The following is a 16,330-nucleotide window of genomic DNA, read 5'->3' on the forward strand; positions in this document are numbered from 1 at the left end:
CGGCGGATCGCGCCGGCCGGGTATCCTGCGCCAGGGATAGCAGGTCGCTCCTCCGCCCGAAAGCGTCCGCCGTCGCCGTCAAATGGTTTCTTCCCGCGCCAAGCTTGCTATAGAGCGCGAAACACACCCGAACCGTCATCGAAAGCGATTCCATGGCCCCGTCACGCGACATCAAGAAAGTCGTCCTCGCCTATTCCGGCGGGCTCGACACCTCGATCATCCTCAAATGGCTGCAGAGCGAGATGGGGGCGGAGGTCGTCACCTTCACCGCCGATCTCGGCCAGGGCGAGGAGCTCGGCCCCGCACGCGAGAAGGCCGAGCGCATGGGGATCAAGGAGATCTATATCGAGGACGTCCGCGAGGAGTTCTGCCGCGACTTCGTGTTTCCGATGTTCCGCGCCAACGCGGTCTACGAGGGCACCTATCTTCTCGGGACCTCGATCGCGCGTCCGCTGATCTCCAAGCGCCTCGTCGAGATCGCCCGCGAGACCGGCGCCGATGCGATCGCCCACGGCGCGACCGGCAAGGGCAACGACCAGGTGCGCTTCGAACTGTCGGCCTATGCGCTGGCGCCCGACATCAAGGTGATCGCGCCCTGGCGCGACTGGGAATTCAAGTCGCGGACCGACCTTCTGGATTTCGCCGAGAAGAACCAGATCACCGTGACCAAGGACAAGCGCGGCGAAGCCCCCTTCTCGGTCGACGCCAACCTTCTGCACTCCTCGTCCGAGGGCAAGGTGCTGGAAGACCCGAACGAGACGCCGCCGCCCTACGTCTTCATGCGCTCGGTCTCGCCGGAAGACGCGCCCGACAAGGCGACGATCGTCACCATCGGCTTCAGCAAGGGCGATCCGGTCTCGATCGACGGCCGGACGATGAAGCCGCACGAGATCCTGGCGGCGCTCAACGATCTGGGCCGCGACAACGGCATCGGGCGCCTCGATCTCGTCGAGAACCGCTTCGTCGGCATGAAGTCGCGCGGCATCTACGAGACGCCGGGCGGCACGATCCTCCTGGCGGCCCACCGCGCGATCGAATCGATCACCCTCGATCGCGGAGCCATGCACCTGAAGGACCAGCTGATGCCGCAATATGCGGAGCTGATCTACAACGGCTTCTGGTTCTCGCCCGAGCGCGAGATGCTGCAGGCCGCGATCGACGCCAGCCAGACCCATGTGGAGGGCACGGTGCGCCTGAAACTCTACAAGGGCAATGTCATCGTCGAGGGCCGGGAGAGCGCCAAATCCCTGTATTCCGACGCGCTCGTCACCTTCGAGGACGATCACGGCGCCTACGACCAGAAGGACGCCGCCGGCTTCATCAAGCTGAACGCGCTTCGCCTTCGCACGCTTGCCAAGCGCGACCGCCAGGCCTGACGAGGCGAGGCCGCCGATCCATGCCGCCGGCACCGCGGAGCCGGCGGCGATCGAGGGGCGGGGCCGACGCAGACGGGGGCCGGAGCTTTTTCCAACCCGTCGGTTTCATTTCTGCGACGCTTTATCATAAAGCTGGCAGAAGACGTTTGACCCGCCAGCATAGAAGTCTCCCATGTCCAGCCAGATCATTCCCGTCGATCCCTTCGATTACGTCGTGTTCGGGGGCAATGGCGACCTTGCCGCACGCAAGCTCCTGCCGGCGCTCTACCACCGCGACCGCGACGGCCAGATCCCGGATGGCGCCCGCATCATCGGCGCATCCCGCACCCTGTTCAGCCACGACGAGTACCGGGCCTTCGCCAGCGAAGCGCTGAAAGCGCACGTCAAGCCGGAGGACCTCCACGCCGGCACGGTCGCGCATTTTCTCGAACGGCTGTTCTACTGCCATGTCGATGCGCGCTCGCAGGAGGGCTGGGCGGGCCTGAAAGCCCTTCTCGACGAGAGCGGCGACATGCGGATCCGCGCCTTCTACATGGCCGTCTCGCCCAATCTCTTCGGGGAGTTCGCCGCGAAGGTCTCCGAATATGGCCTCACCCACGACAATACCCGCGTCGTGGTCGAGAAGCCGGTCGGAAGGGATCTCGCGTCCGCCAAGGCGCTGAACGCGATGATCGCGACCTATTTCCACGAGGATCAGGTCTTTCGCATCGACCATTATCTCGGCAAGGAGACGGTGCAGAACCTGATGGCGCTGCGTTTTGCCAATGCCCTTTACGAACCGGTATGGAACGCGCAGCATATCGACCATGTGCAGATCACGGTCGCCGAGCAGGTGGGCCTCGAGGGCCGCGCCGGCTATTACGATACGGCGGGCGCCCTGCGCGACATGGTGCAGAACCACATCGTCCAGCTCATGTGCCTCGTCGCTCTGGAGCCGCCTTCGGTGTTCAAGGACGATGCGCTGCGCGACGAGAAGTTGAAGATCCTGCGCTCGCTGCGCCCGCTCAACGCCTCCAACGTCGAGACGATGACGGTGCGCGGCCAGTACAAGTCCGGCGCATCGGGCGGCCATGCGGTGAAGAGCTATCTGGAGGATCTGGGCGAGCCGGAGAGCAACACCGAGACCTTCGTCGCGATCAAGGCGGAGATCAACAACTGGCGCTGGGCCGGCGTGCCGTTCTACCTGCGCACCGGCAAGCGCCTGTCGGACCGGATGTCGGAGATCGTCATCACGTTTCGCAAGCCCCCGCACAACATCTTCGCCGACATTACCGGCGAGGTCCAGCAGAACCAGCTGGTTCTGCGGCTGCAGCCCGACGAGGGCATGAAGCAGTATCTGATGATCAAGGATCCGGGACCGGGCGGCATGCGGCTGCGCCAGATCCCCCTCGACATGACCTTCGCGCAATCCTTCAAGGTCCGGAACCCGGACGCCTACGAACGCCTCCTGATGGACGTCATCCGCGGCAACCAGACGCTTTTCATGCGCCGCGACGAGGTGGAGGCGGCCTGGGACTGGATCGATCCGATCCTGAAGGGGTGGGAGGAGAAGGGCCAGAAGCCGCAGGGCTACACGTCCGGCACCTGGGGCCCCTCCGCCTCGATCGCGCTGATCGAGCGCGACGGCCGCACCTGGCACGAGCCGGACTAGGCGTCAGGCGCATGGCGCCCGGGCGAAACGAGGCCGAACCGCCGCCGGACGCGACGAAGACAGACGATGCCAGCGCACGAGCAGGAAGGCGAACCGAGATGACGAAACCGGCTTTTCACGCATATCCGACCCGGGAGGCGCTTGCCGAAGCCCTGTCCGCAGGCGTTGCCGCGGTGCTCGCCGGCGCGATCGCGACGCGGGGCTCGGCGACGCTCGCCGTCTCGGGAGGCTCGACGCCGAAGCTCTTCCTCGAGCATCTCGCACGCGCCGAGATCGACTGGGCGCAGGTGGAGATCATGCTCGTCGACGAGCGCTGGGTGCCCGAAACCTCGGACCGTTCGAACCATGCCATGGTCCGGCGCCATCTGATGAACGGGCCTGCGAGCGCGGCGCATCTGCTGCCGTTCTACACCGGCCACGAGACGCCCGACGCGGCGATCGAGGAACTGGAGCTGCGCTATTGCCGCCTGACCCGGCCCTTCGATGCCGTGATCCTGGGCATGGGTAGCGATGGCCATACGGCCTCGTTCTTTCCCGGCGCGGACAATCTCGACGCCCTGCTGCGTTCCGACGGCAACGACGCGGTCGCCGCGGTGCGGGCGCCGGGCGCGAACGAGCCGAGAATCACATTGACGCTCCCCCTCCTGGTGGACGCGCGGCTTCTCGCCCTCCACATAGAGGGAGAGGAGAAGCGTGCGGTCTACGAGAGAGCGCTTTCGGGCGACGACGCCTCGCAAATGCCGGTGCGGGCCGTGCTTCGCGCGCCCCGCCCACAACCGATCAACGTCTTCTGGGCTCCCTGAAGGGGACAGCGCCCACCTTGGAGCGAAGCGAAGGGCCCAGCCGGCCGCCGCCCCGCTTCGAAATCACAGACCGGATCTTCCGCCAGCAGCGCCAGGAGGCCGGATCGTTCGCCAAGAGGATTGAGCCATGACCGCCGACCGTCGCATCGAAGAGATCACCGACCGTATCCGCGAGCGCTCGAGGGACACGCGCGAGCCCTATGTGGCGCGCATCACGGCGAAGGGCTCGGAAGGCCCGAAACGCTCGACGCTCACCTGCGGCAACCTCGCCCACGGGTTCGCGGCCTGCGGTCCGACCGACAAGGACCGGCTGATGGGCGACGTGTCGGCCAATCTCGGCATCATCACCGCCTATAACGACATGCTGTCGGCCCACCAGCCCTTCGAGCGCTTCCCCGAGCTCATCCGCGATGCGGCGCGCGAGGTGGGTGCGACGGCGCAGGTCGCATCGGGCGTTCCGGCCATGTGCGACGGCGTCACGCAGGGCCAGGCCGGCATGGAGCTCTCGCTGTTCTCGCGCGACGTGATCGCGATGGCGGCCGCCATCGGCCTGTCCCACGACATGTTCGATGCCGCGGTCTATCTCGGCGTGTGCGACAAGATCGTTCCCGGTCTCGCCATCGCGGCGCTGACCTTCGGCCATCTGCCGGCGATCTTCGTGCCGGCCGGGCCGATGACGTCGGGGCTTCCGAACGACGAGAAGGCCCGCATCCGACAGCTCTACGCCGAGGGCAAGGTCGGGCGCGACGAGTTGCTGAAGGCGGAATCGGCCTCCTATCACGGGCCGGGCACCTGCACCTTCTACGGCACGGCGAACTCCAACCAGATGCTGATGGAGATCATGGGCCTGCACACGCCCGGTTCCTCCTTCGTCAACCCGAACACGCCGTTGCGCGACGCGCTGACCAAGGAAGCCACCAAGCGCGCGCTCGCCATCACGGCGCTCGGCAACGAGTACACGCCCGCCGGCCTCGTCGTCGACGAGCGCGCCGTGGTGAACGGCGTCGTCGGGCTCCACGCCACGGGCGGCTCGACCAACCACACGCTGCACCTCGTGGCGATCGCCCGGGCTGCCGGCATCAAGCTGACCTGGGCCGACATTTCGGACCTGTCCGACATCACGCCGCTGATCGCGCGGGTCTATCCGAACGGACTCGCCGACGTGAACCATTTCCATGCCGCCGGCGGCATGGGCTTCATGATCCGCGAACTCCTCTCGCGCGGCCTCCTCCACGAGGACGTGAAGACCGCATGGGGCACAGGCCTCGGCGCCTACGGCATCGAGGCGAAGCTCGCAGAGGACGGGCACAGCGTCGTGCGCGCACCGGCCCCGGCGGAAAGCGGCAACGCCAAGGTGCTGACCACCGTCGACAAGCCGTTCTCGGCCAATGGCGGCCTCAGAATGCTGAAGGGCAATCTCGGCAAGTCGGTCATCAAGATTTCCGCCGTCAAGCCCGAGCACCGCACGGTGGAAGCGCCGGTGCGCATCTTCAACGACCAGAACGAGGTGAAGGCGGCGTTCGAATCGGGCGAACTCAACCGCGACGTCGTCTGCGTCGTCCGCTTCCAGGGTCCGAAGTCCAACGGCATGCCGGAGCTGCACAAGCTGACGCCGATGCTCGGCATCCTGCAGGATCGCGGCCACAAGGTCGCCCTCGTCACCGACGGGCGCATGTCCGGCGCCTCCGGCAAGGTGCCCGCGGCGATCCATGTGACGCCGGAAGCCAAGGCGGAAGGCCCCATCTCGAAGCTGCGCGAGGGCGACGTCATCCGCCTCGACGCGGAAGCCGGCACGCTCGAGGTGCAGGTGGATGCCGCCGAATTCGCGGCACGCGAGCCGGTGAAGGTCGATCTTTCGGCCTATGAACATGGCGTCGGGCGCGAACTCTTCGCCCCGTTCCGCGCGCTCGTCGGCACCGCCGACGAAGGCGCGGGGGTCTTTGCCGCCTGACGCGCCGCGCGAAAACGGATCAAGGTCTTGCGGCCACCCGGCTGCGGGTGCGGCAAGGACTTGCCACCGAGGGCGCCCCGCGCTGGCCGCCCTTTGCGGCAGGACCGATTGCGTTTGATGGCGACACGCCGATTTGGTAGTGTCGGGCCCTTGGAATGCCTCGAAGGATGGGAATGGACGGCTTGTTCGCCAGCACGCTTTTGACCAGACTGCGTAGCCTGCGCCTGCCGCGCGCATCGCTTCGCCGTCTCGGCGTCGTGCACGACATCCTCGTGAGCTTTCTTGCGATCACCATCGCCATGGCCCTGTCCTGGGGCCTGACGCCGCTTTTGACGGTCTGGCAGATCTGGCCGCTGATCGGCATCTTCACCGGTCTGTGCGCGATCGTCTTTCCGCTGTTTTCCCTGAACAGCGGCGCCTGGCGCTACGCCTCGCTCCTCGACGTCGTCTCGATCGTCAAGGCGGCGACGGTCGCGATCTTCATCTTCCTCGGCATCAGCTTCTTCGTGTTTCGCGGCGCCTACGTTCCGCGCACGGCGCTCGTCATGGCCTGGTTCATCCTCATCGTCGGCCTCGGCGGACCGCGGCTCTTCTACCGGTTGATGAAGGAGGGCGGGCGGCGCTCGCTCGCAGCCGATTCCGAGATGAACGAGGGTTCGGCGATCCTCGTCTACGGCTATACCGACAATGCCGACCTCTTCGTGCGCAATGCGCGCCGGGCCGGGCGAGGCCACCGGATCGTCGGAATTCTCGACGAGCGCGGCAAGAACCGCAAGCGCCAGCTCCACGGGGTCCACGTCCTGGGCGGGCGCGACGATCTGCAGACGATCGTCGCCAAGCGCCAGGACGCCGGGCTTCGGCAGATCCGCGAACTGGTGGTCGCCGACGCCGAACTGCCGGCGCAGACGCTCTCCGATCTCGTCGCCACCGCCGCGCCGCTGAAGATCACGGTGAAGCGCCTTCCCGATATCAGCCGCACCGGCACCATCGACGAGAATGCGCCGATCGAGCCGCAGCCGATCGAACTGGAGGATCTGCTCAGCCGCAAGGTGGTCGATCTCGATCTGGCGGAAACCGGCCGGCTTCTCTTCGGAACCCGCATCGCGGTGACCGGCGCGGGCGGATCGATCGGCTCGGAACTCGTGCGGCAGATCGCGCGGTTCGAGCCGTCCTGCCTGATCCTCGTGGAAAGCAACGAATTCAATCTGTGGTCGATCGAGCGTCAGCTGAAGGCCGATTTTCCGAAGATCGACGTCATCGCCCGTACCGTCGACGTCCGGCACAAGACGCGCATCGACCGCCTTTTCGCGGACGTCCGGCCGCAGATCGTGTTCCATGCCGCCGCCATGAAGCATGTGCCGATCGTCGAGGACAATCCGATCGAGGGCATCGAGACCAATCTTCTGGGCACCCGCAACGTGGCCGACGCCGCGCTCGCCCACGGATCGAGGGCCTTCGTCATGGTCTCGACCGACAAGGCGGTCAATCCGACCAATGTCATGGGCGCGTCCAAGCGGGCCGCGGAAGCCTATTGCCAGTCGCTCGATCTCAGCCAGGACGAAACCCGCTTCATGACCGTGCGGTTCGGCAATGTGCTGGGCTCCACCGGCTCGGTCGTGCCGCTGTTCCAGAGCCAGATCCAGCGCGGCGGCCCGCTGACGGTGACCGACCCCAACATCGTCCGGTTCTTCATGACCATTCCGGAAGCCTCGCGGCTCATTCTCCATGCCGCGAGCCACGGGATGAACAATTCCGGATCGAAAGGGCTGATCTACGTTCTCGACATGGGCAAGCCCCTGCGCATCGCGGAACTTGCCGAGCGGCTGATCCAGCTCGCGGGGTTGAGGCCGCATATCGACATCGCCATCGAGTTCACGGGTCTGCGCAAGGGCGAGAAGCTTTACGAGGAGCTGTTCTCGACCGAGGAAATCCGCGAGGAAACGGGGCGCAAGGGGCTGATGTTCGCCCGCTCGCGCGTCCTTGACGTACAGCTTCTCTCGCGCAATCTGAAAACCGTGGAAGCTGCGATCGAGGCCGGCGAGACCGGCCGCGCCGTCGAGTGCCTGAAGCGCATCGTTCCCGAATTCGACGCGATCAGCTTCCATCAGGCCGGCGGGCTCCTGCCGACCGGAACGGATGCCTCGTCCCTGACCCTGCCCGCCCCCGCCAGACCCGTCGGCGAGTAGCGCCGGGACCGGGCCTTCAGCCACACGGCTTGGAACGAAACTGCCGCGACAACCCTTGCGGTGGGGAATAATGTTTCCCTCTCCCCCGCTTGTCGGCAATCGGCGCCGGTGCATCTTCTCGTCCAGCACACTAGATTGGAACAAAACCAAGGTGCGCCTTGCCGCGCGCACCGCTCAACCGACGACCGGAGACCATTCATGGCGAAAGACCACCGCGCCGGATCGAAAGTGAAGGGCGACAAGCTCCCCGCGATCGTGATGGCCAGCGATCTTCTCGAAGGCGATACGGTCTTTTTGACGGGCAAGGGCTGGACGCGCGACAGCAAGCACGCGCGCATCGCCCACGACCAGGAAACGGCGGACAGGATGGAAGCCGAGGGCAAGGCGTCGGCGGCTGCGAACGCGGTGATCGATCCCTATCTCGTGCCGGTTGAGATCAGCGACGGCGGCCATCCCGTCGCCAGGCATTTCCGCGACGTCATGCGCCAGAAGGGACCGAGCATTCACCCCGACATGGGCAAGCAGGCCGAGTTCGGCCCGTTGACCTGAAGGCGGTCCGGGTCCCGAACCGCCCTTCGATCGCCTCCCATTGGCGCGCCACCGCCACGGCAGCGCTTAGAACCTGAAGAGATATGCCATGTATCGTTATGATGAATTCGACGAGCGCTTCGTTCGCGAGCGGGTGGAGCAGTTCCGCACCCAGGTCTCGCGCCGCCTCGACGGCTCCCTGTCGGAAGACGAGTTCAAGCCGCTGCGTCTGAAGAACGGCCTCTATCTCCAGCTTCACGCCTACATGTTGCGGATCGCCGTGCCGTACGGCACGATGAGCGCGCGCCAGCTGCGCCAGCTCGCCCGGATCGCACGCGAGTACGACAAGGGCTACGCCCACTTCACGACGCGCCAGAACCTGCAGTTCAACTGGCCGAAGCTGAAGGACATTCCGGCGATCCTCGATCTTCTCGCCGATGTCGAGATGCATGCGATCCAGACCTCCGGCAATTGCATCCGCAACACCACCGCCGACCAGTTTTCGGGCGTCGCCGCCGACGAGAGCGAGGATCCGCGCCCGACCGCCGAGCTGCTGCGCCAATGGTCGAGCCAGCATCCCGAATTCGTCTGGCTGCCGCGCAAGTTCAAGATCGCTGTCACGGGCGCGCAGCACGACCGCGCGGCGATCCTCGTCCACGATATCGGCTTGAAGCTGAAGCGCAACGACGCCGGCGAGCCGGGCTACGAGCTCTCCGTCGGCGGCGGTCTCGGCCGCACGCCGATGATCGGCAAGATCATCCGCGACTTCCTGCCGAAGGACGAGCTTCTCGCCTATGTCGAGGCGATCATGCGCGTCTACAACGCCGAAGGCCGGCGCGACAACAAGTTCAAGGCGCGGGTGAAGATCCTCGTCCACGAGACCGGAACGGAAGAGTTCAAGGCCCGTGTCGAGGCCGAATACGCCAAGCTCGACGGGCCGACGATCAACGCGCCGCAGGAAGAGATCGACCGGATCGCGGCCTATTTCGCGGCACCGGACTATGAGGACCTGCCTGCAACCTCGCTCACACTGGAACAGGCGCGCAAGAGCGACAAAGGGCTCGACCGCTTCGTCGCGCAGAACGGCTTTGCCCACAAGCAGCCGGGCTACATCGCGCTGACCATCTCCCTGAAGCCGGTCGGCGGCGTGCCCGGCGACATGAGCGCCGACCAGATGGACGCGTTCGCCGACATTGCCGACGCCTATTCCCTCGGCGAATTGCGCGTCACCCACAGCCAGAACCTCGTCCTGCCCTACGTCAAGCAGGACGACGTGCCGGCGCTCTACGCCGATCTGAAGAGGCACGGGCTCGCCACCGCCAATGCCGGTCTCGTCACCGACATCATCGCCTGCCCGGGGCTCGACTATTGCAGCCTGGCCACCGCCAAGTCGATCCCGATCGCCCAGGAGATCGCGCGGACCTTCGCCGACGAGGATCGCCAGCAGGCGATCGGCGAACTGCCGATCAAGATTTCCGGCTGCATCAATGCCTGTGGCCACCACCATGTGGGCGCGATCGGCATTCTCGGCCTCGAAAAGGGCGGGCGCGAGAACTACCAGATCACCGTCGGCGGCGATGCGACGGAACATGCCGCGGTCGGCGAACGGCTCGGGCCGGGGATCGACGCGGACGACGTTCCGGGCGCCGTGGAGGTGCTGGTCGAGACCTATCTGTCCGAAAAGCAGGGTGCGGAGACGTTCATCGAGACCGTGCGCCGCACTGGCGTCGAGCCGTTCAAGGCAAGCTTCACCGGCTTCATCGAAGCGCGCGCCAGCGCCCAGGAGGCGGCCGAATAATGACGATCATCACGCCCGCGGGCGAGCGTAAGGACGCCTACACCCTGATCGAGACCGCCGACGAAGCGGCGCCGGCGCCCGCAAGGCCGCTCGTGCCGCTGACGCTTCTCGGCGCGATCGAGACGCCTGCCGCGCCGTTCGGCCTTCTGGTCGAGAACGATGCGGACATTGCCGAAATCGCGCGGCATTTCGGTGCCGTCGACCTGATCGCCGTCGTCTTTCCCGCTTTTGCCGACGGGCGCGGCTTCTCGCTGGCCAAGCGGCTCCGCCGGGAAGGCTTCGAGGGCACGCTTCGCGCCAAGGGCCCGCTGATCGCGGACCAGTTCGCCGATGCCCTCGCCTGCGGCTTCGACGAGGTGGACATTCCCGATACGATGGCGAACCGCCAGCCGGTGCAGCAATGGCTGGAAATGAAGGACTCGATGAGCGTCCACTATCAGACCGGCTTCGGCGAGGGGCAGAGCATTCTGCAGCAGCGCATCGCCGCGCGCAGAGGGCCGGACGCATGAGGGACGATGCCCATCCATCCGACCTGAAGGGGTTGGCGCGCGATCTCAACGCCGCCTTTCCGGGACTTTCGCCGCTCGAACGGCTGACGACCCTGCGCGAGACCGTTCCTGGCCGGCTGGTGTTCACGACGAGTCTCGGCATCGAGGATCAGCTGATCACCCATCTGATCTTCCGGAACGCGATCAAGATCGAGGTGGTCACCCTCGATACGGGTCGCCTGTTTCCCGAGACCTACGATTTGTGGCGGCGCACGGAGGAACAGTACGGCAAGCGCATCCACGCGAAATATCCGAACGGCGAGAAGCTGGAGGAGCTGATCGAGGATCAGGGCATCGACGGCTTCTACTATGCCAAGGAGTTCCGGCTGAACTGCTGCGGCGTGCGCAAGATCGAGCCGCTCGGCCGGGCGCTGGACGGCGCTTCCGGCTGGGTGACCGGCTTGCGGGCCGACCAGTCCGCCAACCGGCAGGACATGGATTTCGCCGGCTTCGATGCGGTGCGGGGCCTCGTCAAGGCGAACCCGATCTTCGACATGAGCCGGGCGGACGTGGCCGCGTTCTGCGCCGAGAACGCCGTTCCGGTGAACGTGCTGCACGATCGCAATTTCCTGTCCATCGGCTGTGCCCCCTGCACCCGCGCGCTTCAACCGGGCGAGCCGGAGCGGGCGGGCCGCTGGTGGTGGGAAGACGACACCAAGCGCGAATGCGGCCTGCATGTGCCGGATGCGACCGACGGCACCGACGGCGCGCGGGAACTGGCGCGACGCTAAGATCGGCCTTTGCCGGGCGGCGACGTCGCCGGGCAGAGGCCGCGACAGACATTCATCCCCGGCCGGGTGTCGAACCGTGGCTTGGCTTGCGGCTTCCCCGCCCGCCGTCGCCATCCTCGACCCCACGCCTTCGCCATCCTCGGGACGGGGCCCGGCATATAAGCCGCCGTAAATTTTCACGGCTGCCTTCGTTGGCAAAACGGGGGCGCCGACAGGACATGGAAGAAAAGGCCGAAGGCCCATGAAACACATGACCCATCTCCAGCGTCTGGAGGCCGAGTCGATCTTCATCATCCGGGAAGTGGCAGCGACCGCCGACAATCCGGTGATGCTCTATTCGATCGGCAAGGATTCGGCGGTGATGCTGCATCTCGCCATGAAGGCGTTCGCGCCCGGCAAGCCGCCCTTTCCGCTGCTGCACGTCGACACCACGTGGAAGTTCCGCGAGATGATCGAGTTTCGCGACCGGCGCGCGAAGGAACTCGGCCTCGAACTGATCGTCCACACCAATCAGGACGGCGTCGCCGCGGGTATCAACCCGTTCGATTCCGGCTCCGCCGTCCACACCGACGTGATGAAGACGCAGGCGCTGAAGCAGGCGCTCGACAAGCACAAGTTCGATGCCGCCTTCGGCGGCGCACGGCGGGACGAGGAAAAGTCGCGCGCCAAGGAGCGCGTGTTTTCGCTGCGCTCCGCCGAACACCGCTGGGACGCCAAGAACCAGCGGCCCGAACCCTGGCGCCTGTTCAACACCCGCAAGCGGAACGGCGAGAGCTTCCGCGTCTTCCCGATCTCCAATTGGACCGAGCAGGACGTGTGGGACTATATCGCCATCGAGAACATCCCGGTCGTGCCGCTCTATTTCGCGGCCAAGCGGCCGATCGTGAAGCGCGACGGCGCGCTGATCATGCGCGACGACGACCGCATGGAACTGCGGCCCGGCGAGAGCGTCGAGGAGATGATGGTCCGTTTCCGCACGCTCGGCTGCTATCCGCTCACCGGCGCGGTGGAGTCCGGCGCGGGCACCCTCGACGAGATCATTTCCGAAATGCGCGGATCGCGCGTTTCCGAACGCCAGGGGCGCGTCATCGACCGCGACTCGGGCGCTTCGATGGAACAGAAAAAGCAGGAAGGTTATTTCTAACCCATGTCCAATGCCCTGGAAGATAACCGTCCCGACGAGGCCGATTGGGCGCAAGGCTCGACGCCGGCCGCCCTCGAAGACCAGACATTCGCCGGTCCGGCGCCCGACAGAGCGGGCGCGGCTGCGCCGATCGTCGATCCGCAAGCGGCGATGGAGCCCGTCGTCGCGCCGGCCGAATCGCTCCTGCGATTCATCACCTGTGGCTCGGTGGACGACGGCAAGTCGACGCTGATCGGCCGCCTTCTCTTCGAGACCAACGCGGTCTTCGACGACCAGATGGAAGCGCTCGAAAAGGATTCGAAGAAATTCGGCACCACGGGCGGCGATCTGGATTTCGCGCTCCTCGTCGACGGACTTTCGGCCGAGCGCGAACAGGGCATCACCATCGATGTCGCCTATCGCTATTTCTCCACCGGCAAGCGCGCCTTCATCATCGCCGATACGCCCGGCCACGAGCAATATACGCGCAACATGGCGACCGGCGCCTCGCAGGCCGAACTCGCGGTGATCCTCGTCGATGCGCGCAAGGGCATCCTGCCCCAGACCCGGCGGCACTCCTTCATCACGTCCCTCGTCGGCATCAAATCGGTGGTGATCGCCGTCAACAAGATGGACCTCGTCGACTTCTCCGAAGAGCGCTACGAGGAGATCAAGAAGGGCTATCAGGAAATCCTGCCGCAGCTCGGCTTCACCGACGTCTCCTACGTGCCGCTTTCGGCCAAGAACGGCGACAATATCGTCACCCGTTCGCCGAACACGCCCTGGTACAAGGGCGAGACGCTGCTGGAACGGCTCGAGACCGCGACCCCCGAGACCTTCGAGGCGGACGGCTCCCCCTTCCGCATGCCGGTGCAGTGGGTCAACCGTCCGAACCTCGACTTCCGGGGCTTCTGCGGCACGGTCGCCAGCGGCACGATCCGCGCCGGCGACAGGATCGTCTCGCTCCCCTCCGGCCAGCGCTCGAGCGTCAAGGCGGTCTGGGGTCCCGACGGCATCACGGAGAAGGGCCGCACGGGGGATGCGATCACCCTGACCCTCAATGACGAGATCGACGCTTCGCGCGGCGACGTCATCGTGCGCGAGGGCGACGGCGTCCTGCCGGTCAAGACCGTCGAGGCGGACATCCTCTGGATGGTCGATCGCCCGATGGTGGCCGGCGGACGGCTCAACGCCAAGCTCGGCTCGCATCAGACGCCTGCGACGCTGCGGGCGCTCAACGGTTCGGTCGACATCCATTCCTACGAGGTGAAGCCCGCCAACGCCCTCCTCATGAACGAGATCGGCAAGGTGACGATCGCCTTCGACCGGCCGCCGGTGGCGACGACCTACACGGAAAATCGTGAGCTCGGCGCGTTCATCCTGATCGACCAGCTGACCAACGAGACGGTCGCGCTCGGTGTCATCAACAGCCTCGCAAGACCGGCCGCCGGCGGCGTTCGGACCACCGCATCCGCCGCCACTGCCGGCGCCCAGCCGAAATCCGGCTTTGCGAAGCTGAAGGCGGAATGGCTCGGCGGCGGCACCGCGGACGATCCGGACAAGGCGGCGGCGGCGACGGCTGCGCGGGCGACCGCCAGCGGCCTCATCATCGTCATCGCCGTCCTGATGGGGCTTCCTGTCCTTGCGGCCGCGATCCTCGGCGCGATCGACTTCCTCGTCCGCCCGTTCATCACGAGCCGGCTCGCCGACAACGACGAGAGAACAGGCCAGGCCGAACTCTCCGAGAAGCCCGCGCCCTATTACGGCGACGGCATCTGACGTCGTTCAGGACGGTTGCCGGTCTTTCGCAAGCAGCGCAGACCGGCCGCCACGACGGGAACGGTCATGACGAAAAACCCCGCCGACCGGTCCGGTCGGCGGGGTTTTTTCATAAGATCGATTCCGGATCGGCCCTCGCCTGACGGCGATCGATGATTCCTACTGATTCGTTCCGCCCGTGCCCGTCGTGTTCTCCGGCTCTTCGTCGCCGATCTCGGAGGCATCGGGCGCCTGCTCGACCGCCGAGGGGGCTTCGACGGGCGGGATGAAGGCGGGGTCGGCGGCGTTCGGAGCCGTCTCGCCGGGATTGGCCGGGACCGGCTCGACCGCGGCGGCGTTCGGCGTGTCGGCGGAGGCCGGCGCGTCTTCTGCCGCCGGCGCCGGGTTCCGATCGACAGACGAACCGTCGTTGGAATCCGGCGTCGCCGCCGGAGCCTCGGTCGCGGGCGCATCGCCGGACATGTCCGGGATCAGGGAGGGCGAAGGCTCGTCCGTCGCATCGCCGGTGGCTGGCGCCGCGTTCTCGGGCGTCGCGATGCCCTCGACGCCGGCGCCCTCGGCGCCCGTGCCCTCTTCGCTCGGGAGGCCGCCGAGCTGATCGAGCAGGCTGCCGCCGTCCGACGGCTGATTCTGGCCCGACGGAAGCTGATCGAGAATATCGGTCGGGGCCGCGCCGTAACGCGCGAGAATGCCCAGCGACAGCGATGTGACGAAGAAGCCCGCCGCCAGGATGCCGGTCGTCTTGGTCAGCGCATTGGCCGCGCCACGGGCCGACATGAGGCCGCCGCCGCCGCCGCCGATGCCGAGGGCACCGCCTTCGGAGCGCTGAAGAAGCACCACCACGACAAGCGCGACGACGATCATCAGGTGGATGACGATAAGAATGGTTTCCATGAATGTTCCAGGACGCGCGAAGTGTCTTTGATGAAGAGGATTTGCGCGCCTTCTATAGAAAGCGGCCTGTTATTCCAAGTCGATTTCGAGATCGGAGAAATCGGGTTCGAACGGATCGCGCCCCTGGGGCCGCGCCGCAGCCTCGCATATCGCAACGAAATCGGCCGCCTTCAAGCTTGCCCCTCCGACGAGCGCGCCGTCCACATTGTCGATATGCAGCAGTTCGAAGGCGTTGTCCGGCTTGACCGAACCGCCATAGAGAAGCTTGACGGCACTGCCGGTTGCCTCGCCGAAGCGCTCCTTCAGCCTGTTGCGCAGGAAGTCGTGGACCTCCGCGACGTTCTCGACCGTCGGCGTGCGACCGGTTCCGATCGCCCAGATCGGTTCGTAGGCGACCACCAGATTATCGCCCCTTGCGCCATCGGGCAGCGAGCCGGAAAGCTGCTCGCCGAGGCGATCGAGGGTCCGGCCCTCGTCGCGCTCGCCCTGGCTTTCGCCGATGCAGACGATGGCGATCAGCCCGGCGCGCCAGGCCGCCTCGACCTTGGCCCGCACCATGGCGTCGGTCTCGGCGTGATCGGCGCGGCGCTCGGAATGGCCGACGATGACGTAGCTCGCGCCGATATCCTTCAGCATCTCGGCCGCGATGTCGCCGGTGTGGGCGCCGCTCTTTTCGGCATGGCAGTCCTGGCCGCCCACTTTCGCCGCATTGTGGAGAATGCCGCGGCTGGCTGACAACATGGTGGCCGGCGGGCAGACGACCACGTCGGTCCCGTCGGTCTTGCCGTCCTTCACCGCGTCGGCGATGGCCTTCAGCTCGGTGAGCGAGCGCAGCGTGCCGTTCATCTTCCAGTTGCCGGCGATCAGCGGTGTCGTCATCAAAATCTCCCGAGGCGTTCGAAAACCTCCAAACAAGTCCACCGGACCTAACCCCAAGGAAGCGCGAAATCAATCGCGGGGGC

12 protein-coding genes and 1 pseudogene are annotated in these 16,330 nt (G+C 66.1%); 11 read left to right on the forward strand and 2 right to left on the reverse strand.

What is annotated here, in order from left to right; translation table 11 throughout:
* The first annotated feature begins 152 nt into the window (after positions 1-152).
* From U0C82_RS05705 to cysN, 11 genes are all read left to right on the forward strand, one after another.
* The gene (locus U0C82_RS05705; RefSeq protein WP_322186126.1) at positions 153-1,376 is read left to right on the forward strand and encodes an argininosuccinate synthase; all 1,224 of its coding nucleotides are present in this window, start codon (positions 153-155) and stop codon (positions 1,374-1,376) included.
* A gap of 172 nt (positions 1,377-1,548) precedes the next feature.
* The gene (zwf, locus tag U0C82_RS05710) at positions 1,549-3,027 is read left to right on the forward strand and encodes a glucose-6-phosphate dehydrogenase (protein WP_322186127.1); all 1,479 of its coding nucleotides are present in this window, start codon (positions 1,549-1,551) and stop codon (positions 3,025-3,027) included.
* Positions 3,028-3,125: 98 nt separating this feature from the next.
* On the forward strand, positions 3,126-3,830 hold the full coding sequence (gene pgl / locus U0C82_RS05715) for a 6-phosphogluconolactonase (RefSeq protein ID WP_322186128.1): 705 nt from the start codon (positions 3,126-3,128) through the stop codon (positions 3,828-3,830).
* 127 nt (positions 3,831-3,957) lie between these two features.
* Positions 3,958-5,781, forward strand: coding sequence for a phosphogluconate dehydratase (gene edd, locus U0C82_RS05720; RefSeq protein WP_322186129.1), 1,824 nt, complete (start codon positions 3,958-3,960; stop codon positions 5,779-5,781).
* A gap of 173 nt (positions 5,782-5,954) precedes the next feature.
* The gene (locus U0C82_RS05725) at positions 5,955-7,967 is read left to right on the forward strand and encodes a nucleoside-diphosphate sugar epimerase/dehydratase (protein ID WP_322186130.1); all 2,013 of its coding nucleotides are present in this window, start codon (positions 5,955-5,957) and stop codon (positions 7,965-7,967) included.
* 198 nt (positions 7,968-8,165) lie between these two features.
* On the forward strand, positions 8,166-8,516 hold the full coding sequence (locus U0C82_RS05730) for a DUF2849 domain-containing protein (protein WP_322186131.1): 351 nt from the start codon (positions 8,166-8,168) through the stop codon (positions 8,514-8,516).
* A gap of 88 nt (positions 8,517-8,604) precedes the next feature.
* Positions 8,605-10,293 carry a nitrite/sulfite reductase gene (locus U0C82_RS05735; protein WP_322186132.1) on the forward strand — a complete coding sequence of 563 codons (1,689 nt, stop codon included), beginning with the start codon at positions 8,605-8,607 and terminating at the stop codon, positions 10,291-10,293.
* The gene (locus U0C82_RS05740) at positions 10,293-10,802 is read left to right on the forward strand and encodes a DUF934 domain-containing protein (RefSeq protein WP_322186133.1); all 510 of its coding nucleotides are present in this window, start codon (positions 10,293-10,295) and stop codon (positions 10,800-10,802) included. Before U0C82_RS05735 ends, U0C82_RS05740 begins: the two co-directional genes overlap by 1 nt.
* A complete protein-coding gene (locus U0C82_RS05745; RefSeq protein WP_322186134.1) occupies positions 10,799-11,572 on the forward strand; it encodes a phosphoadenylyl-sulfate reductase in 774 nt (257 codons plus the stop codon). The genes U0C82_RS05740 and U0C82_RS05745 overlap by 4 nt, the downstream gene beginning before the upstream one ends.
* 241 nt (positions 11,573-11,813) lie before the next feature.
* Entirely contained in the window at positions 11,814-12,716 is a 903-nt protein-coding gene (cysD, locus tag U0C82_RS05750) for a sulfate adenylyltransferase subunit CysD (RefSeq protein ID WP_322186135.1), read from the forward strand.
* Between the two features lie 3 nt (positions 12,717-12,719).
* Positions 12,720-14,474: a sulfate adenylyltransferase subunit CysN gene (gene cysN, locus U0C82_RS05755; protein ID WP_322186136.1), complete on the forward strand. Its 1,755-nt coding sequence runs from the start codon at positions 12,720-12,722 to the stop codon at positions 14,472-14,474.
* A 474-nt stretch (positions 14,475-14,948) separates the two neighbouring features.
* Here cysN and secG read toward each other — a convergent pair.
* Positions 14,949-15,368 (reverse strand): annotated as a pseudogene (secG, locus tag U0C82_RS05760) (preprotein translocase subunit SecG); the annotation flags it as partial.
* 69 nt (positions 15,369-15,437) lie between these two features.
* On the reverse strand, positions 15,438-16,247 hold the full coding sequence (gene tpiA / locus U0C82_RS05765; RefSeq protein WP_322186137.1) for a triose-phosphate isomerase: 810 nt from the start codon (positions 16,245-16,247) through the stop codon (positions 15,438-15,440).
* Between the last annotated feature and the right edge of the window lie 83 nt (positions 16,248-16,330).

Origin of the sequence: Fulvimarina uroteuthidis (genome assembly GCF_034321785.1) — a bacterium.
In the GTDB taxonomy this organism is placed as follows: domain Bacteria; phylum Pseudomonadota; class Alphaproteobacteria; order Rhizobiales; family Rhizobiaceae; genus Fulvimarina; species Fulvimarina uroteuthidis.